The 19566-nt window shown below is 71.1% G+C and carries 12 protein-coding genes and 2 pseudogenes; 6 read left to right on the forward strand and 8 right to left on the reverse strand.

What is annotated here, in order from left to right:
- Nucleotides 1–12 precede the first annotated feature (12 nt).
- Nucleotides 13–821: pseudogene (locus IEZ04_RS36290) on the reverse strand (transposase); the annotation flags it as partial.
- Between IEZ04_RS36290 and IEZ04_RS30160 the strand changes: the two are divergent.
- Nucleotides 822–1529, forward strand: coding sequence for an IS5 family transposase (locus IEZ04_RS30160; RefSeq protein WP_444545454.1), 708 nt, complete (start codon nucleotides 822–824; stop codon nucleotides 1527–1529).
- A gap of 1200 nt (nucleotides 1530–2729) precedes the next feature.
- Here IEZ04_RS30160 and IEZ04_RS30165 read toward each other — a convergent pair.
- Nucleotides 2730–6083: an AfsR/SARP family transcriptional regulator gene (locus tag IEZ04_RS30165; protein ID WP_189220171.1), complete on the reverse strand. Its 3354-nt coding sequence runs from the start codon at nucleotides 6081–6083 to the stop codon at nucleotides 2730–2732.
- Between the two features lie 248 nt (nucleotides 6084–6331).
- Nucleotides 6332–7335, reverse strand: a pseudogene (locus tag IEZ04_RS35870) (IS630 family transposase); the annotation flags it as partial.
- Nucleotides 7336–7608: 273 nt separating this feature from the next.
- Between IEZ04_RS35870 and IEZ04_RS30175 the strand changes: the two are divergent.
- A complete protein-coding gene (locus IEZ04_RS30175) occupies nucleotides 7609–8286 on the forward strand; it encodes a response regulator (protein WP_189220173.1) in 678 nt (225 codons plus the stop codon).
- A gap of 21 nt (nucleotides 8287–8307) precedes the next feature.
- Here IEZ04_RS30175 and IEZ04_RS30180 read toward each other — a convergent pair whose 3' ends face one another.
- The gene (locus IEZ04_RS30180; RefSeq protein ID WP_189220174.1) at nucleotides 8308–9465 is read right to left on the reverse strand and encodes a sensor histidine kinase; all 1158 of its coding nucleotides are present in this window, start codon (nucleotides 9463–9465) and stop codon (nucleotides 8308–8310) included.
- A 476-nt stretch (nucleotides 9466–9941) separates the two neighbouring features.
- On the opposite strand from IEZ04_RS30180, the gene IEZ04_RS30185 reads away from it, so the two are divergent.
- Nucleotides 9942–12194: an MMPL family transporter gene (locus IEZ04_RS30185; RefSeq protein ID WP_189220175.1), complete on the forward strand. Its 2253-nt coding sequence runs from the start codon at nucleotides 9942–9944 to the stop codon at nucleotides 12192–12194.
- 560 nt (nucleotides 12195–12754) lie between these two features.
- On the opposite strand, the gene IEZ04_RS35680 is transcribed toward IEZ04_RS30185, so the two are convergent.
- From IEZ04_RS35680 to IEZ04_RS30195, 3 genes are all read right to left on the reverse strand, one after another.
- Nucleotides 12755–12880 carry a hypothetical protein gene (locus IEZ04_RS35680; protein WP_268245700.1) on the reverse strand — a complete coding sequence of 42 codons (126 nt, stop codon included), beginning with the start codon at nucleotides 12878–12880 and terminating at the stop codon, nucleotides 12755–12757.
- A 437-nt stretch (nucleotides 12881–13317) separates the two neighbouring features.
- The gene (locus IEZ04_RS30190) at nucleotides 13318–13914 is read right to left on the reverse strand and encodes a sigma-70 family RNA polymerase sigma factor (protein WP_189220176.1); all 597 of its coding nucleotides are present in this window, start codon (nucleotides 13912–13914) and stop codon (nucleotides 13318–13320) included.
- A gap of 160 nt (nucleotides 13915–14074) precedes the next feature.
- The gene (locus IEZ04_RS30195) at nucleotides 14075–14863 is read right to left on the reverse strand and encodes a hypothetical protein (protein ID WP_189220177.1); all 789 of its coding nucleotides are present in this window, start codon (nucleotides 14861–14863) and stop codon (nucleotides 14075–14077) included.
- A gap of 685 nt (nucleotides 14864–15548) precedes the next feature.
- Here IEZ04_RS30195 and IEZ04_RS30200 point away from each other — a divergent pair.
- The 3 genes from IEZ04_RS30200 to IEZ04_RS30210 all read left to right on the forward strand — a co-directional run bounded on the left by IEZ04_RS30200 (nucleotide 15549) and on the right by IEZ04_RS30210 (nucleotide 18764).
- The gene (locus tag IEZ04_RS30200; RefSeq protein ID WP_189220178.1) at nucleotides 15549–16265 is read left to right on the forward strand and encodes a DJ-1/PfpI family protein; all 717 of its coding nucleotides are present in this window, start codon (nucleotides 15549–15551) and stop codon (nucleotides 16263–16265) included.
- A 90-nt stretch (nucleotides 16266–16355) separates the two neighbouring features.
- Nucleotides 16356–17642, forward strand: a complete 1287-nt coding sequence (locus IEZ04_RS30205; RefSeq protein WP_189220179.1) for a lipase family protein — start codon at nucleotides 16356–16358, stop codon at nucleotides 17640–17642.
- A 277-nt stretch (nucleotides 17643–17919) separates the two neighbouring features.
- Nucleotides 17920–18764, forward strand: a protein-coding gene (locus IEZ04_RS30210) for an IS5 family transposase (protein WP_373296380.1) whose coding sequence is annotated in 2 segments (ribosomal slippage) — nucleotides 17920–18274 and nucleotides 18274–18764 — 846 coding nt in all. Because the reading frame shifts where the segments join, the coding sequence is not laid out codon by codon here.
- Here the strand turns inward: IEZ04_RS30210 and IEZ04_RS30215 are convergent.
- The gene (locus IEZ04_RS30215; RefSeq protein WP_308429845.1) at nucleotides 18739–19230 is read right to left on the reverse strand and encodes an NUDIX hydrolase; all 492 of its coding nucleotides are present in this window, start codon (nucleotides 19228–19230) and stop codon (nucleotides 18739–18741) included. The two genes, IEZ04_RS30210 and IEZ04_RS30215, sit on opposite strands and share 26 nt — an antisense overlap.
- Between the last annotated feature and the right edge of the window lie 336 nt (nucleotides 19231–19566).

The following is a 19566-nucleotide window of genomic DNA, read 5'->3' on the forward strand; positions in this document are numbered from 1 at the left end:
CACCGCAAGCCCTCAAGCGGAAGCTAGCGGCTGGTGCAGCGGGCAACGCGTGTGGTGGGGCGGCCGGGCCGCTTGGGGCAGGTGATGGTAGACCTCGCGGGCGACGAAGCGTTTCAGGCAGCGGATGATGTCCTTCTTGGACCAGCCCTGGGCAGTGCGGCGGGTGACGTAGTCGTGGGTCCGCGCGTCGTACTTCATCCGCACCATGACGATGGCGTGCAGGGCCTTGTTGGCCTGCCCGGTCGCCACCACGGTGGAGCCGGTGCCGGTCGGTCCGCCCCGAGGATGCGGGAATGGGGGCGACACCGCCCAGCCGCGCGAAGGACGCCTCGGTCCGCAGCCGCTGGGGGTTGTCGCCCGCGCTGATCAGCAGTTGGCCGGCGGTCTCCGGGCCGATCCCGGGCAGCGCGACGAGCCGCGGCGCGGCCTGGGCGACCAGGGGCTCGATCTCGGCTTCGGTCTCCTGGATCTCATCGTCGAGTACCTGGTAGCGGCGGGCCAGGCGCCGCAGGGTGGTCCTGGCCGCGTGCGTGGGGTCGGCCGGGTCACCGGTGGGGCGGGTGCGGGCCAGGGCGTTGATCAGCTTGCCAGTAATCAGGCCCCGGACTTTCTCCCGTAATTCGCTGGGTGCGGTGATGATCAGGGCGCGGATCTGGTTGATGGCCTGGGTCCGGGCCTTGATGGCACTGCTGCGGGCGGTGCACAGCACGCGGATGGCCTCGACGATGCCGTCCCGGCTTTTCGGGGGTGCCGCCGGCACGGCCGGACAGCACGGCGGCTGCGGCGCTGTAGGCGTCCAGGGGGTCGGTCTTGCCGTGAGCGTGCCCACGCTCGGCTTCGCTCGCGCGGGGGCGCCCCCATCGCCGCTACGCGCTGGACGGGGTCTTCACCCGGGCCCTGCAACAGATCCAGGCCCGGGCGGACGCCGCCGGCGACATCGACTGGCTGGTGCAGATCGACTCCACCATCGTCCTCGCCCACCAGCACGCCGTCGCCACGGGCCGAAAAGGGGGATCCTCCGGCCGGACGAACCGGACGATCACGCCCTCGGCCGATCCCGGGGCGGACCGACCACCAAGATCCACCTCGCCTGCGACGGCCGGGGACGACCGCTGGCCCTCCTGCTCACGGCCGGCCGGCGTCATGACGGCGTCTGCGCCCGTCCGCTGCTCGAGCGTATCCGGGTGCCGCGTGCGGGGCGGGGCCGGCCGCGCTGCCGCCCGGACCATGTGATCGCGGACAAGGCCTACGCCTCCCGCGGGTTCCGCGCCTACCTGCGCAGACGCGGCATCGGCCACACCATTCCGGAGAAGCGGGACCAACAACGCCACCGCCGCAGGAGAGGACGTCGCGGCGGCAGGCCGCCCGCGTTCGACCGGGAGGTCTACCGCAAGCGCAACATCGTCGAACGCTGCTTCAACCGGCTCAAGGGCTTCCGAGGATTCGCCACCAGGTACGACAAGACCGCCACCTCCTACGAAGCAGCGGTCTCTCTCGCCTCGTTCCTGCTCTGGGTAAGATCCGTTTGAAGACGGACCCTAGGTGACACGGATCTCACAGGTGCGGATCTGCGCGACACTCAGCTGACCACCGAGCAGCTACGCGAAGCAAAGACTCACCGTGGGGCCGCCCTGCCGGAGGGCATGCAAGACACGAGCTGACACAATGCAGGAAACGTCATGTCGTGACGTTCCCTGCACTTGCCTCACCCGCCTCGTCGGCAGCTTCCGCTCTAACCTGCCCGGGCATGCCTGTCTAGATAGTCATCGTGCCGGGAGCTCACCGCTTCGCACGGCGTGCCCTGGGCCGCCGCGCCGCTCACGGCGATGCCTGCGATGAAGACAAACCCGCCCCGGGCGAGAATCCGGCCGTGACTACCGACCGCCTGCCCACTGGGCACCGGACCGATACCCACCGCGACGTCCCGCACGGAAGACACCGCGCTGCCGCCCGCGCCATGCGCCCAGCTCGCCGCCGAACGCCTCCCCGTCCAAGCCGTCCCGGCCGCCACCGAACCGGCGCCCACCCGCACGGCCGGACGCCGCACCCTGGGCGCCGGCCCCGCACCGCCGGACCATGACGGCCGGACCCGAGCCGCCACGCATGCGCACGTTCCGTTTTACTCATGCCTCCATTGGCGCATATGCACCCATCGCACATATCGACAATCTTCGCCTGCCGGAAATCCCGCCCGCGAACCCGAAGAATGTGGCGCCCGCATTGGACCATCGCTTCGATCTTTTGGTGCGCGCAGGGACATATCCACGGAACGCCGTAGGAAGTCATCCGGTGCGCAACGGCCGATGACTCCCCGCCATCGGCGCACGCCAGCGCACATCCCGCCGTCTCCCCCTATTTCTCCGCCCGGCGCACGCGGGTGACACCGGGAAATCCCGGCGCAGGAACCTCAGGCTTCCGCCCCGGGCACCTGCCATCGAGTCTCCGGCCGGAGAAGGCAGGTTCACATCAGATGCGGTACCAACGCATCAAGGGCCCACTGCACCGGCCCTCGCATATATGAGTACCACCGGCCACGGAACGCCGAACTCAATCTGGAAGCTCTGGTTACGCACCCCGTCAATCACACGTGGCCCTGAGAATCAGCGCCTACGGCTGCTCAAGCCTGCAAATTCGGGTACGGCACTGGGGCCGCAAGACTTGCGGCGGCGTACCGGTGCCTGTCCAGGGCGCACCAGCGCGTCACCCGGCGCCGGGGCGAAGTCGTGCACTCAGGACGGAGCAGCCGGATTGGCCTCCTGTGGGGCAAGGGCGGCCAGCTGGGCGCAAACCGTGTCGGCGTCGGGGACGCCGAGGTCGGCGTACAGACCCAGGGCGTCCTGCCAGTGGCGGCGGGCCTGGGGGATGTCTCCTGCGGTGTGGTGGGTGGTGGCGATCCCCGCGTGCGCGCGAGCCTGCTCATAGCGGTCACCGGTCTGGGAAGCCAGGTTCAGCGCCTCGGTGTGCCAGGTACGGGCCTGCGCCGCCTGGCCGTTCGCTTGCAGCGCTTCGCCCAGGCCGTTGAGCGCCTCGACTTCACAAGGGCGGTAGCCGGTCTGCCGCGAGAGGTCCAGGGCTCGGCGGTGGTGGTCGGCCGCCTCCTGATGGTGCCCCTGCTGACAGTAGACCAAGCCCAGGAAGGTGAGCCCGTTGGCCTGGCCGACCCGGTTGCCGGTCTGCCGGGCCAGATCCAGGGACCGACGGTGGTGGTCGGCCGCCTCCTGATAGTGCCCCTGCCGCCAATGGACCAAGCCCAGGCAAGCCAGCACATGGACCTGGCCATCCCGATTGCCCAGATCCGAGAAGAGGTGCAGGCCCCGGCTGTAGTAGTCGGCCGCTTCTTGATGGTGCCCCTGTCGCCAATAGACCATGCCCAGGTGGACCAGCGCGTAGGCCTGGCCGGCCCGGTTGCCGAGAAGGACGGAAAGGTCCAGGGACCGACGGTGGTGGTCGGCCGCCTTTTGGTAAAGTCCCTGCTGCCAGTACACCAAGCCCAAGAAGGTCAGCGCGTAGGCCTCGCCGTCCCGATTCTCGGTCTCTTGGAAGAGGTCCGTAGCCTGACGGTGGTAATCGACCGCCTGCTGATAGTGCCCCTGCTGCCAGTACACCAAGCCCAGGAAGATCAGTGCATGGGCTTGGCCGTCCCGATTTCCGGTTCGCCGGAAGAGGTCCGCAGCCTGACGTTCGTGGCCCGCCGCCTGCTGGAATTCGCCCTGCCGCCAGTAGACCAAGCCCAAAAAGGCCAGTGCGTGGGCCTGGCCGTCCCGGTATCCGGTCTGCCGGGCGAGGTTCAGGGCCCGGCGGTGGTGGTCGGTCGCCTGCTGGAAGTGGCCCTGCCGCCAATAGACCAAGCCCAAAAAGATCAGCGCGTACGCTTCGCCACTGTGGTCGCCGGTGTGGCGGGCGGCGTCGCAAGCATGACTGTGGATGGTCAGCGCGACGGTGTAGTGCCCACCGATGTCTAGGTGACGGAACAGGGTGGCGGCCAGGTCCAGGGCGTGGTGGTGCCAGCCGTGTCGGGCGGCGTGGGCGCAGACGGCAACCAGGTTGGCGCGTTCGGCGTCGAGCCAGGTCCGCGCGGTATCCGGTGCGTCGACCGGCGGGGCAGGACTGACCGGCGTGAGGTGGAAAAGCCGAGGCCGTTGGTCTATTCGGTGATGGCCGAGGCTGGTGGTGGCGGTGGTGGCGGTGGTCAGGTAGTGGTCGAACAGGCGGGTCAGGGCGATGTGCCGGTCGCCTTCCGGGTCGGTGGTGATGGTCAGTTCGGCGGCGTAGGCGTGCAGCAGGTCGTGCATGGTGTAGCGGTCGGGGCCGGTGGGCTGGATGAGGTGGGCGCGAGCCAGTTGGTCGAGAAGGCGGCGGGCCGTATCAAGGCTGGTGTGGGTGAGGGCGGCGGTCGCGTGGGCATTCCAGTCGGGGCCGGGGTGCAGGGCGAGCATGCGGAAGGCGCGGGCTGCGTCGGCGGGCAGTCGCTGGTAGGACCAGGAGAACACCGTCCGTACACCGGCGCCGACCTCCTCATCGGCCGCCAGAAGGTCCAGCCGTCGCTGCCGGTCGGCCAGCTCGGTGGCGAGGGCGGTCAGGCTGTGATGGGGGCGGGCGGCGGCGAGCTCGGCGGCCAGCCGCAGCGCCAGCGGCAGCCGTCGGCACAGCTCCGCCAAGGTGGCGGTGGCCTGCGGCTCGGCCTCTACCCGGGAGCCGATCAGTCGCCGCAGCAGGGCCTGGGCGTCGTCGACGGGCAGCAGGTCGAGCACCAGGCGGTGGGCGCCGTGCAGGGCGACCAGGCCGGGCAGGGCGTCCCGGCTGGTCACCAGGGTGGCGCAGGTGGCGGTGCCGGGTAGCAGGGGACGGAGTTGCTCGGCCGCGGCGGCGTTGTCCAGTACCACCAGCATTCGCCGCCCGACCAGTTCGCTGCGGTAGCGAGCCGCCCGGTCGTCCACGTCCAGGGGGATGTCCTGGCCGCGCAGGCCGAGCGCGGTCAGCAGCCGGGCCAGTGCCTCGCCCGCGGTCATCGGCTGCTCGGGGTCGTAGCCGCGCAGGTTCACATACAGCTGCCCGTCGGGGAAGGCCGGGCGGACCCGGTGGGCCCAGTGCACCGCCAGTGCCGTCTTGCCCACCCCTGGAGTGCCAGAGACCAGGCCGATCACCGCCGTCGTCGAGGCCTGGTCCGCAACCGTCAACCGGTCCAGCCACGCCATTTGGCGTTCCCGGCCGGTGAACCCGGCCACGTCACCGGGTAAGAGGCACGGCACCCGCGCCGACCGCGAGTGCCCCGAAGGAGCGCCTTCCGGGGCGAGCGGAGCCAAGGCGGGGTCGGCGGTGAGCACCGCCTGTTCCAAGCTCTGCAGTTCCGGGCCGGGCTCAATGCCCAGCTGGTCAACCAGCAGTGCCCGAGCCTGCCTGTAGGCCGCCAGGGCCTCGGCCTGCCGCCCCGACCGGTACAGGGCCAGCATCTGCTGGGCGCGCAGCCGCTCCCGCAGCGGATGCTCGCGCACCACCCCGGCCAGCTCGGTCACCACCTCCGCGTGCCGGCCCAGCGCCAGATCGGTCTCGAGGCGTTCTTCCAGCACATCCAGCCGGTGCTCTGCGAGCCGGTCCCGCTCGGCCTCCAGCAGCGGACCGGCCAGGCCCTCGCAGAGCCGGCCCCGCCACAACTCCAGTGCACCGTGCAGCGCCTCAGCCGCCGCGGGCAGGTCCCCGGCAGCCCGGGCCGCCCTCCCCGCCGCGACCTGTGCGGTGAACATCTCCAGATCGAGTCGGCCGGCCGGCACCGTCAGCATGTATCCGGCCTCGGTCCAGGACAGCAGCCGGGACGGAGCCCGGGCGGGCCGACCTGGCTCGAGCACCCGGCGCAGCCCGGCGGCATGCCGCTGCAGCAGGTTCACCGCGCGTCCCGGGGCCGTCGTTCCCCATACGGCGTCGATGAGCTTTTCCCGCGATACCGGCTGGTTGGCGTGCAGCAGCAGTACCGCCAGCACGACCCGTTGCTGCATCGGGCCGATGTTCAGCTCCGCCCCATCACGCCACACCCGCAGCGGGCCGAGCACCGCAAAGCGCAGCTTCGTGGACGATGTGTGATGGTCCATCACCGACTCCCTACCGGGGGCAGAGCCAACGTAACCCACATGGCGCCGTGCAGACTCCCGTCTGTGGACGGCACTTTCCCGCACTCACTGCAAAGGGCGCTGCAACCAGTACTGCAGCGCCCTCCCGCATGGTGGGAATCAATGTCACCCGCGGAAGCCGGTCGGGGCCGGCTTCCGCGGGTGGCCTGTACGGCAAGCGCTGCTCCGACGGGGACGGGGGCCGCCGGAGCAGAGTCTGGTCGTGTCTCAGCGGCACTCCAGAATTTCTGTCGGTAACTGTTCGGGAACCAGGGGCTGGTCCATGGGGCGGCGGTGGTCAGGTGCTGGTCGGGTGAGCGGGGGCGGAAGTAGGCGTGGACCTGTCGTCTGTGGCCCGGCCAGGTGGTGGCGGTGTTGGCGACGAATGCCTTCAGCGGGGCCCAGAGCCGTCGTGCGGGCTGTAGCTTGCGCCGTACCACAGGTGCACACCCGGGGTGGGCGCTCACGAAGGCGCGGACGGTCCGCGCGCGGTGGATGGACTCGTTGTCACACAGCACGACCACCGCCGGGGCGTGCGGGAAGGCCGTGACCAGCTCCTGCAGCAGGGCGAGGAAATCGGCCGCGCTGCGGCGGCCGATCCGGTAGTGGAAGGTGCCTGTTTTCACCTGCGCGCCGAGCACCGTGAGCTGTCATTTCTTGCCCGGGGTGGGGATGTGCGGGCGGTGGGTGGGCAGCGTCCAGCCGGCGCGTATGTGCGGCAGGAGGTGCACATGGGTCTCGTCCGCCACCCACACCACCGTGCTGAGCGGCAGCGCTCGCAGCCGGCGGGTGATGGCGGCCACCTTCCCGGCACGTGCCCGGTCACCGCGGGCGATCAGCGCGGGACGGCGCCACACGGCGACCTGCCGCACCCGCCGGTAGAGCGTGCGGTGGCTGAGGCGCGGCCGGCCCAGGTGGCGGTGGAGCCGGGGCACGGTCCACGGTCCGGGCCGCTGCAGCAGGGCAGTGATCCGCTCGGTCAGCCGTGCGCTGCCCAGCCGGGGACGCCCCGGCCCGGGCAGGTCGGCCAGGGCGTCCACCCCGCCGGTGTTGCACCGGCCGATCCATCGCCGGACCGTGGCCGGGTCGCACTCCACCAGCAGAGCAATCTGTGCCGGTGACAGGCCCCGTGTAGGGACAGCAGCACCATCACCGCCCGCGTCGCCGACCGCCACGGCCCCCGCAGCAGCCCGCGTAGCTTCTCGCGTTCGGAGTCGGATCCATTGGCGAACACGGTGGGCGGGGCACACTGACCACAACCTCGCCGGGTGGGCGGACGTTGCTGACACCTCGATCGAACACCCGGCGAGGGCCATGTCAACATCCACTACCGCGGACCGCCTCAGCGCCCGTTACGCGCACCTCTTTTGGATACGCGCTCAGCAGTTGCTGGCCGGCGTCCGAGTAGGCAGCCGCCGGGAGCGCTCCGTGCGAGCAACGGGTCGGCCCGTGGATCGGGACCGCCCGCTCGTGAAGACGCTTTTTCGAGTCGTGATAGGAACGGCGTGTGGTCGATGCGCAGATTGACGTGGTGGTCGCGGACGACCAGGAGCTGGTGCGGGCCGGATTCCGCCTGATCCTGGACGCGCAGCCGGACATCACCGTGGTGGGTGAGGCAGCCGACGGCGTCGAGTGCGTCGCTCTGGCACGCCGTTTGAGGCCACAGGTGGTGCTGGCCGACATCCGTATGCCTCGTCTGGACGGACTGGAGGTGACCCGCCGGCTGGCGGGGCCGGATGCGCGTGACCCGTTCAACGTGGTGGTCATCACGACGTTCGATCAGGACGACTACGTGCGCGACGCGCTGCGCAACGGTGCCTGTGGTTTCCTGCTGAAGGACGCCTCGCCCGCCCTGCTGGTGGAAGCGGTCCGTGCGGCGGCCCGCGGGGACGCGCTGGTCTCGCCGGCGGTGACCGTGCGGCTGCTGAAGCAGATGGATCACGTGACGCGCCAGGAGGCGGTCACTGAGTATGCCGGTGCTTTCGCGTTGAGTGAGCGGGAACTGGAGATCGTGCGGTTGGTCGCGGTGGGGCGTACCAACCAGGAGATCTGCGGTGACCTGTTCCTGTCCCTGTCGTCGGTCAAGACGTACCTGGGGCGGATCCAGGCCAAGCTCGGCGCTCGTAATCGTGTCGAGGTGGCGGCGTGGGCGTGGGAGCACGGAGTCGTCCGGCCCCGTCCCTGAACCGGTCTCGCCGACGGGTGGTCACAGCGGTGCAGTGTCCGGTGTCCGGAGCGGGAGGGGCAGGGCGGCCTTGAGCTGCCAGCCTCCGTGGGTGACAGGGCCGGCGGTGAAGGTCCCGTCCAGGGCCTCGACCCGCTCCTGCAGGCCGATCAGGCCGAACCCGCTGTTCCCGCCCGCGGGCGTGGAGTGGTGGCCGGGCGAGGCGGTGTTGATGACCGTGACGTGCAGCCATGTGTCGTCGGCGTCCAGGCGGACGGTCACCTGGGACCGGGGGGCGTGCCGGCGGGCGTTGGTGAGGGCTTCCTGCACGACCCGGTAGACGGAGATCTCCAGTTCGGGACTGAGTGAGGCGGTGCGGGCGGCGACGGTGGCCTCCAGCCGTGCCTGCTCTTCGGGTGCGCCGGCGACGGCGGTGGCGCAGTAGGTGGTGACGAGCCGGGCGAGTTCGCTCAGCAGGTCACCAGGGCGCAGTGCGGTGTGGTTGTCCTCGCGCAGCACGCGCACGAGCCGGCGCATGGAGTCCAGGGTCTCGGTGCCGGAGCGGGCGATGGCCCGCAGGATGGGTTCGACCTTCTCGGGTGCGGTGGCGTGGATGGTCGCGGCCGCGTTGGCCTGGACGATGATCCCGGTCATGTGGTGGGCGATGAGGTCGTGCAGGTCCCGGGCCAGTGCCAGGCGCTCGGCCTGGCGGACGTCCTGGATGGCGCGCCGGCGACGCAGCTCGACGGTCCGGATGACGCAGCCGAGGGCCACGCACACGGTGGCGGTCACGGTGAGGACGTAGCTCCCCACCACGAGGGCATCGGCCGTGCGGGGCCGCAGGGTGGTCAGCAGGGCCGCCAGTCCCAGGCCCGTCGCGCACAGGGCCGCTGTGGCGGTGCGCGGGACCTGGCCGATCACGCGGATCATCGTGAGCAGCAAGACTGCGCATTCCAGGGCACCGATCGAGGCGTGCTGCTGCGGAGTGATCAGGCACCACACGGTGACGGTCATCGACAGCGTGATCATCACCGGCACGCGGACGAGCAGCGACGGACCCCGTCGCGTGGTGGCCAGCCCGGCCATCAGGGCGGGGCCGGTGACCAGAGCCGGTACCCAGTTGGTCACCGGGCGCCAGGGATCGGGGCTTGCGCCGAGCAGAGCGAGGTCGGCGAGCCAGTTCAGGGCGAAGACGAGCACGACAACGCCCGCAACGAGGCGCTTGACAGCCGGAGTAAACGGAACTTCCCAATCCACGGGGTCAGCCTAAGGATGAGCGCCCGCCTGTCGCTGTCGGCCGAATGGCCGACAGCGCTCGCACAGCCGAGGCCGAATGGCCGACGCCTGTCGTGAAGGTGGCGCCTGATCATGGATGAGCGGCAGCCGGGACCACCCCCGTACCGGGTGCCGTGCCTCTCCGTCAGTGAGGACGAGGGGACAGGGCCTCTCCGACCCGGTTGCTCGACCTGGCGCCCACGGTGTGCGTGCAGCGAGGCCCGCACAGGACGGGAGGTCTCCGGCCGTGGGGGAACGTGCGCGGCCGGGCGCGTGCCACTTGCCCGTGGGGACGAGGCCAGTGCGCGCTGCGGGGTCCTGGGGAGGCTGAGCTGCTCTGCAGGACCCCGCGCTCATCACATGTTCGGCGTCCCTCCTCTGTATCGGAGTCTGCATACCTCATGGCCACTTTCCTGCACAGGGCCGGCCGCTTCGCCTTCGGGCGGCGCTGGCTGGTCCTCCTCCTGTGGGCTGTCGTCCTCGGCGTGGTCGGTGCCGCCGCCGGCAGCAGCAGCGGCACCGCCGACAGCGAAGTCAGCGTGCCCGGGACCGAGTCCCAGAAGGCGTTCGACCTGCTGTCGGAGAAGTTCCCCTCGGCCAACGCCGACGGCGCCAGTGCCCGGGTGGTGCTGCGCGCACCGGACGGGGAGAAGATCACCGCCGCGTCCGCGCGCGAGGACGTCGCCGGCGTGCTGGGGGACCTGAAGGACTCCTCGAGCCGGGTCGCCTTCGTCAGTGATCCGTTCACCGACCAGACCGTGAGCGCCGACGGCACCACCGCCTACGCCCAGGTCACCTACCAGGCCAAGGCCACCGACCTCACCGACGCCGACCACGACCGGTTCGAGGCGGCCCTGGAAGACGGCCGCGGGACGGGCCTGACCGTGGAGGCGTCGGGCAGCGCCCTGGCCCCGGCGGAGACGAGCCATGCCGCCGAGGTCATCGGGTTCGCGCTGGCCGCCGTCATCCTGGTCGTCACCTTCGGCTCGCTCGCCGCCGCCGGCATACCGCTGGTGACCGCCGTGCTCGGCGTCGCCATCACCCTGGCCGCCATCACCGCCCTGACGGCGGCCTTCGACCTGAACGGCAACACGTCCGCGCTGGCCACCATGCTGGGCATCGCGGTCGGCATCGACTACGCCCTGTTCATCGTCTCCCGGTACCGCTCCGAACGCGCCGCGGGCCACGGGGCGCGGGAGGCGGCAGCGCGCGCCAACGGCACCGCCGGCTCGGCCGTCGTCTTCGCCGGCATCACCGTCGTCATCGCGCTGGCCGGCCTCGCCGTGGTCAACATGCCGATCCTGACCTCCATGGGCCTGGCCGCCGCAGGAGCCGTGACCATCGCGGTCCTGGTCGCCATCACCGTGGTTCCCGCGCTGCTCGGTTTCGCCCCCGAGCGGGTCCTCGGCCGGGCGGGCCGCCGCACGGCCTCCTCCGCGGCCGGTGCGGACAACGCCCAGCACGGCGGCACCGCCACCGGCAAGGCGCCCCTGGGCCGCCGCTGGGTCGAGGCCGTACTGCGCAAGCCGCTCAAGGCAGCGGTCATCTCGGTGGTCGCGCTCGGCGTCGTCGCCCTGCCCGCCACCCAGCTGGAACTCGGCCTGCCCGACGACGGCTCCCAGGCCACCTCGTCCACGCAGCGCAAGGCCTACGACATGCTGGCCGAGTCCTTCGGAGCGGGCTTCAACGGCCCGCTGACCATCGCCGTCACCGACGACGACGCGGCCACCGCCAAGGACGGCGCCGAGCAGATGCAGTCGTCCCTGGGCGCCCTGGAGGACGTCGCGGCGGTGGCACCCGCCGCGTTCAACCCGGCCGGCGACACCGCCATCATCAACGTCATCCCCAAGAGCGCCCCCACCAGCAGCGCCACCAAGACCCTGGTGACCGACATCCGGCAGCTGGCCGACCGCGTGGAGCAGAAAACCGGCGCGCAGAGCCTGGTCACCGGCCAGACGGCCTCGAACATCGACGTCTCCGACAAGTTCACCGCCGCGCTCGCGCCGTACCTGCTGCTCGTCCTCGGACTGGCCTTCCTGGTCCTGATCCTGGTCTTCCGCTCCGTCCTGGTGCCCCTCAAGGCGGCGCTCGGCTTCATCCTGTCGGTGCTCGCCTCGTTCGGCGCCCTGGTGGCCGTCTTCCAGTGGGGCTGGCTGAAGGACCTCTTCGGCCTGGAGCAGACCGGCCCGATCATGAGCCTGATGCCCATCCTCACCGTCGGCATCGTCTTCGGGCTCGCGATGGACTACCAGGTCTTCCTCGTCACCCGCATGCGCGAGGCCTACGTCCACGGCGCCGACCCCCGCACCGCCATCGTCGAGGGCTTCCGGCACAGCGCGCGCGTGGTCACCGTCGCCGCCCTCATCATGATCAGCGTGTTCGCCGGGTTCATCGGCGCCGACGACGCCATGATCAAGGCCCTCGGCTTCGGCCTCGCCATCGCCGTCGCCTTCGACGCCTTCGTGGTCCGCATGACCCTCGTCCCGGCGGTCCTCGCGCTGCTCGGGAAGAGGGCGTGGACGCTGCCCCGCTGGATCGACCGCTTCCTGCCCCACGTCGACATCGAAGGCGAGAAGCTCGGCCCGACCGCCCCGACGCTGCCGCCCCAGGAAGCCGCGCCGGCCTCCCCCACCCAGTACAGCGACCACCGCTGATCCCCCGGGTCCCGCACCGGCCAGGTGCGGGGCCCCTCCCTCATTCCCCGCTCCCGCCCCGGCCGCCGACAAGCCCCTCCCGCCCCGGTCGCCGCAGGAGCCTCGTGGTTGGTCCGCCGCCGCCCCTAGGCCGTTTCTGACGGCTCTTGAGACCGTCCCCGGACGGTTGCGGGCGGGCCCGATGAGTCAGCCGACGCCTCGCGAGCCGTCTCTCGTAGTGCCACCCGGCCGGATGATGTCCGACCAAGAGCCGTCAGGAGCGCCCTAGGCGCCGCACACATCACACGGAGGCCCCATGCGTACAGGCACCTTCCTCGCCATCGCCGCCGTCCTCGGCCTCTCAGAGGACGTTCCGGCCCGGTTCGGTTTCGTGCCGGGCGTCGAGGCGCGGGGCCCGCCCAGGGGCGTCGGCCGTGGTGCCTGCCCGGCAGATGCCGGACAGGCACCCTTCGTGCTCCAGCTCCCGCGATGCCCAGCGGCGTCGCCCGCCCCCAGTCCCGGCGAATCTCCCGCACGCCCGCCGCAACCCGAACCGCATGACGTCGATCGCCCCGCCGTACTCACCCTGGAGCGGCACCGCTGAAGAAGCTCCTTACCTTCATGGCGGCCCGCTTCTCCTCCCGCACCGGCAGCGTGGCCAGCACTTCGCGCACGGGAGCGGTCGTGCCGGGGCCGGGCTCGCGCACGGGCGCGGCAGTGGCGTGGCCGGCCGGGACCAGCAGGGCAAGAGCGGCCGCGGTGCTCCTCGGCCGTCTGCGTGACGACGAGGGCGGGTCGGTTCCGGCGGCGGTATCGGATTCCGGTCTCGTCTCGCGAGCTGGGCCAGCGGCCTGACCTGCGGGTCTGGCGGTATCCGGCTTTCCGGCGTGCTGGTCCGCCTCTTCACACCAATAGATCACCGACCTGTTCGGCGGGTGCAGCACAGGAGTCGGGGCAGGGCCTGTGGGAGTTCCCCGCACGCGCGCCGAGGTGAACGGGTCACTACCGGGGCGTCGTCCGCGCCCGCGTGCGCTTCCAGTGGACAGGCACTGGGGAGCGCACATGGGCACGGAACCGTGCTGCCGTTCCGGCGGGTGACCGGGCCCGGCGGCCCGGCCCCGGCCGAAACGGCGGCCTACTGCTTTCAGGCCACGGCGGCCTCGGTCCGGCAGGTGGTGTCGTGCTCGTCCGCCATCATCGCGACCAGGTTCAGCCGGGCCCGGGATATCCGGGAGCGCACGGTGCCCACCGGACACCGGGCCACTTCCGCGGCCTCCGCGTACGGCAGTCCGTACAGCTGCGTGAGCACGAACGCCTCACGCCGGTCGCGCGGCAGGGAGTCGACCAACTGCATGAGGGCGACGCCCTCCTCGAAGCCCGGCAGGCCGGTCGGCTGGGCACGCTCGGCGGCGCCCTCCCAGTCGGTGGTGCCGACCGTTCGCGGGCGGCGGGCCGCGAGGCGCAGGCTGTCGGCGACCACCCGGCGGGCGATCGACAGCAGCCAGACGCGAGCCGAGGAATGGCCCTCGAACCGGTGCAGTGCGGTCAGCGCCCGCAGGAACGTGTCCTGGGCGAGGTCGTCGGCGGCCTGCGCGTCGCCCGCGAGGTACGCCACGTAGCGGCGCACGTCCCGTTGGAGTGCGCGGACGAAGCGGTCGACCGCTTCGCTGTCGCCGTCGGCGGCGGCGAGCGCCCAATCGGTGATCGTCTCGTCGGTCACGGTGGGCAGGGCAGAGCTCATCGTCCCGTGGTCCTTCCTCGAAGAACCCGCACGGCGGCACCGAATCGAGGAGAGCGGTTCCGAAAGGTCGTCGGCCGCCGTACGGGTGAAGAGATCCGTCCGCGCGGACGCGCGCACGGGAGACCGCCGCCGCGCGGAGGCGGCAGCGGTGTTCCGGCTGTCAGAGGACAGCGATCTCTCCGGGAGGCCCCCGGGTGGTGAGGGCGTGGACGAGCAGGAGCTGCCGCAGACGCCGCCGGGCCCGCGGGGCGGGCCGGAAGGCGGGCGGACGCGGCAGCGGTACGAAGACGGCGAGTACGAGCCGTAGCGGTACGAACACGCGGTCCGCGCCGGCCCGCACCAGCGCGAAGACCGCGCGTTCTCCCTGGGCCAGCCACAGTCCGCACAGGAGGGCGGCCAGCAGGTGGGCGGCGAGCATGCCCCACGAGGCGGTACCCGTCATATGGCCCATGTCGTGCATGCCTGCCATCCATGGCATGTCAGTCACGGCGGTCATGTCATGACCAGAGGAGGTCATGGCGCCGGCGTCGTGCCCGGGTGCATGGTGCATGCGCTGCAGCAGACCGGCCTGCACCGCGATGTCGTACGCCCGGGCCGCCTCCGCCGGGGTCGGGTCCGTACCGCAGAGCAGGTACCTGGCCCACTCCTGAACGCTCTGCGTGCTGGAGGCCGTCGACGCGGACGGCCGTTGCCCGCCGGACTGCGCGAGCGTGAAAGCGACGTGGAGACCCGTCTGTACGGCGACGGTCAGACCGACCACCGTACGGCGCCGGCGCTCCTGGCCACCGAGGGCCCAGCCGACGACACCGACCACGGCGGCGCCGGCCGAAAGCACCCACCAGGGCACTCCCGCACCGGACATGAGCATGTGACTGGCGGCGGCGAGCACGACACAGACGGCCGCGAACATCGCGGCCCGCAGGACACGCAGAGTTCCGCCGGCAGACATGAATCTCAATCCTGGCATCCGGCGGACGGGGCCAGGCACGCGGGGCGGCCTCGGCCCACTGCCCACCGCCCGGTGCGTACGACAAGCGTGCTGCTCGCTCGGGCCCGTCTCGGCCCGGCTCGGGCACGGCGCGGCCTCGACGGTCGGCACGGCGGCCACGGTGTGCGTGGCGAGTCCGCTGCCCGCGCCGGCCCTGGGCTTCCTGCCGCGGGCGGCCGCGGGGGCCGTCGACATCGCCGACGCGCTGCCGCCCGGTGATCGCCGGCATCCTGGTCGCGGCGGCCGTGGGCCCAGGTCAGGGCGGCGCCGCGCTCGCGGCCGCGCTGTCCGCGCACGCGGCGGCGCTGGTGCAGGAGGTGCGTGCGTCGGCGTTCCTGACCGCCCGGCGGGCCATCGACGCCGCACCGTGCGCAAACACCGCCCTGCTGTCACCGCCCAACACATCGAACGTGGTTGAGGCCACCGCAATGAGACAGAACTGGTCGAGGGCCCCACCCGGCATCCGAGCGGGAGTCGGTGTGACCGGCCGTCGGTATGCGCCACGCGGAGCGTGTCGGCCGTTCCCGGACGACGCCGTGGGAACTCAGCCGCCACGGGGACCGACTACTACATCGTCGGCATCAACCGAACCCACGCACCACGGCCCTGCCGGGCCAGGTACTCGACGAACGCAGGAGGCACTGCCTTGGAACGCAGAAGTTTTCTCCGCCGGACGACAGCGGCGGGCGCGGCCACCCTGGCCGGAGGCACACTGGCCGCAACAGCCACCAGCGGCGGGCGAGCCGTGGCCGCACCTCGGCGTGAGGGAGCGCTGCGCGTCGACATCGTGATGTTCGACGGGGTCGAGGAGTTGGACTGCATCGCTCCCTACGGGGTCTTCTCGAACGGCGGGGACGAGGTCGCGGTCCGCTACGTCACCACGGGACGTCCCGGACTGGTCCGTGCTGCCCACGGCACCGGGTTCCAGGTCGAGCACCGGTGGTCCCCGGAGCAGGCTGACGTGATCGTGGTGCCGGGAGGCGGATACGCACGCCGGGAAGGCGGTGTGTGGGCGGAGATCGAGCGCGGCGTCCTGCCGCGGGCGCTCGCCGCCGCACCCAGGAGAGGGCTGACGATCAGTTCGGTCTGCTCGGGGGCGATGCTGCTGTCCGCAGCAGGGTTGACGAAGGGACGTCCCTGTACCACCCACCACCTGGCGAAGGCGGATCTCGAAGCGCAGGGCGGCATCCTCAAGGACGCCCGCGTCGTCGACGACGGCGATCTCGTCACCGCCGGAGGTATCACCTCGGGGCTCGAGCTGGGCCTGTGGCTGCTCCATCGCGAACTCGGCTCGGACGCCGCCCTGGCGGTGGAGAAGACGCTGGAGTACGAGACTCGCGGGACTGTCTGGACAGGGCGGTAGCCAGCATCCGGACGGTCGGCCGAAAGCCTCGCTCGACGCCGGCCGTCGCCGCACACACCCACCACTGGCGAACACAGAGAAAGTCGAGACATGTCTACGCAGACGACAGTGCCCTGGAGGGCGAGGAGTCACCGGACGGCGGCCGCATGGCGGCGGATCGCGGCGCTCGCCGCGGCCGTGACGCTCACAGGAGTGCTGGCCGAGCCCGCCGCCGCGACGGCGGACGACTGTGACCGGCAGTGCAGGATCGACCGTGCGCGGGCGGCGGAGCAGGCCAATGCCCTGCCCCTGACGTCCTTCTACGACCTGCCGCCCGACCTGCCGCCCGCGCCGGCGGGGACCCTCGTCCGCGCCGAGAAGGCTCAGGAATACCAGTTCGATTCCGGCATACGCGCGACGCGCATCCTGTACCACTCACGCAGTGCGAAGGACCGGGACGTCGCCGCCACAGGGGTGGTCCTGACCCCTGCGGGCGACCCGCCGCCCGGCGGCTGGCGGGTGATCGCCGACGCGCACGGCGCGAGCGGGGTCGGGCGGAACTGCGCACCGTCGCTGATGAAGGACCTCCAGTACGGGGAGCACCTGCAGTCCCTGGTCCGCGCCGGCTATGCCGTGGTCGCCACCGACTACGCGGGGCTGGGCACCGACGGCCGGCACGAGTTCCTCTCCAAGCGGGCCGAGGCCAACGATGTCGTCAACGCGCTGCCCGCCGCCCGCACGGCCGTGCGCGGACTCGGCAGCGAATGGGTCGCGCTGGGCCACTCGCAGGGTGGGCAGGCGGTACTGGGGGTCGGCGAGCTGATGGCCGAACGCGAACGGCGGGGCAGGCCCGACCACGGCTACCGGGGCCTCGCCGCCATCGCACCCGCCGCCGACCTCACCAGCCTCTTCACCCGGACCGCGAAAATGCCGGAGGCATCGGGGCTCGTACCGATGATCGTCGCCGGGGCGGCGGCGGGCCTGCCGGGACTTCGCCCGTCGCAGGTACTGACCCCCACGGCGACGGCCCGTCTGAACACACTGAGGACCGACTGCATCGGCGTGATACAGGCCAGCTACAGCGACCTGACCGGTGACGCGCTCGTCCGCCCCGGCGCCGCGCGCACCATCGAGCCTTACCTGAGGCGGAACAACCCCGGAACGCTCCCCGTCGCCGGACCCGTACTCCTCCAGCAGGGCACCGCCGACGTACTCACCACACCCCCGGACACAGCGGAGCTCGAGGCCAGGCTCTGCCGCAAGGGCGCCACCGTCGAGTACCGGACCTACGAAGGCCTCGACCACAACGGTGTCCTCATCCCCGCCCAGCCCGACACACTGTCCTGGATCGGTGACCGCTTCGCCGGGCACGCCGCACCCGATACGTGCGCGCAGTAGCAGACCCACCCGACACAGGTTCTGTGCGAAACGATGTGCCGCGGCCGAGCGGAGCGGACATGCCCGCGGGCCGGCGCCCGTCGGCCGACTGCGAATTCGTCGAGGACGGGACCGGTCTCGGGGTGCTCGGCGCGGACGGTGGTCAATGCCGCGACCGCCCCGTCGCAGATGGCGTCCTCCAGGTCACCGGCCGTCATGTCGCAGCCGTGGACGAGCCAGTCATGCGGTGGCTTCTTAGACTCCGTTTCTGATGGCGCGATCGCTCGTTGAACGGTGCATGACGGGTCTGATCGAGCGGCTGGTGCCGGACGAGTTGTGGACGCTGTTGCGGCGGGTGGTTCCGCCGACGGAGGTCATACGCGCGCAGGGCGGCGGCCGCCGACGGGCCGGTGACCGCGCATGCCTGGCGGGGATCGTCTTCGTGGCCACCTCGGGCTGTACCTGGCGGCAGCTGCCGCCGGTGTTCGGGCCGGCCTGGCCCACCGTCTACCGGCGTTTCGCCCAGTGGAGCCGAGAACGGGTGTGGGCCCGGCTGCACCGGGCCATTCTCGACGAACTCGGCGCGCGGGGTGAGCTGGACTGGTCGCGGTGCGCGATCGACTCCGTCAGCGTGCGGGCGGCAAAAAGGGGCCCTTGACCGGACCGGATCCGACCGACCGTGGCAAACCGGGATCGAAGATTCACCTGATCACCGACCGCAACGGCGTGCCGCTGTCGCTGGACATCTCCGGCGCCAACACGCACGACAGCCTCGGCCTGCAGCCGCTCGTGCGGGGCATCCCGCCCATCCGCTCCCGCCGCGGCCCGCGCCGCCGACGCCCGGCCAAGCTCCATGCAGACAAGGGCTACGACTACAACCACCTGCGGAAATGGCTCCGCGAGCGTCGCAACCGCCACCGCACCGCACGCAAGGGCATCGAGTCCTCCAAGCGGCTTGGCCGCCACCGCTGGGTCGTCGAGAGGACCGTGTCCTGGCTGGCCGGATGCCGAAGGCTGCACCGCCGTTACGAGCGCAAGGCCGAGCACTTCCTGGCCTTCGTCGGCATCGCCGCAGCCCTCATCAGCTACCGCCGGCTCGCCGGGCAGCACAGCAGGCTCAGTGCGAACCGGCGGGCAGAGTGAGCCGGGCGAGGTAGACGTCGATGCCGGATACACGACCAGGCAGGGGTGCGCTCAGATCCCACCAGCGCATCGCCTCGATCTCGCGATCGGCCTCGAAATCGCGGCGCCGTAGGGCGCGGCCGGTGAACAGGGCACCGTATTCGGCGCGCTGTGGAGAACCCAACAGGAATCCGGCATAGCCGACGAATTGCAAAGGAGTGCCGGACACCTGACCGCTCTCCTCGGCAAGTTCACGAACGGCCGCCTGGCGAGGGCTCTCCCCGGGCTCGAGCAGGCCACCAGGTAGTTCCCACTGCCCCCGGAACCGGTCGTAGACCATAACGACCTCGTCGCGGTGCCACAAGGCAGTCAGAGCCATGGGCATGGGAGCCCCACCAGGCAGGACATCTTCGGCGCCAAGCGTGAATGAAACCAGCCGGTTGCCGCGCTGATCGACAGCGAGGGGCTTGGACGAAGGATTGAGCATGCGGAAGCCTGCCCCAACTCCAGCACACCCAACGCCGTAGACAGGTAGGAACGCGGTAGCAGCAGCAATTCCTACACACCATCTGAAACGGCCTCTTAGCTGGTCGGGCATGAGAATGCAGCTGTCGCAGGAGTCTCTGCTCGTTGCTGGCAGAGGTGTCGTGGGGGTGGCGGATGCTGTCGATGCGGGCGGTTCTGGAGGCGCGGAAGACGTCTGCGGCGGTGCTGGCGGAGGAACTCGAAGCCGAACCGGAGCGGGCGCGCGCGGCCTTGGCGGACGCGGAGGAGGTGCTCAGGCGCCGGGTGATCGGCCTGGAGCAGTATCGGGAGGAGCTGG

It is taken from the genome of Streptomyces ruber, from assembly GCF_014648075.1.
GTDB lineage: Bacteria > Actinomycetota > Actinomycetes > Streptomycetales > Streptomycetaceae > Streptomyces > Streptomyces ruber.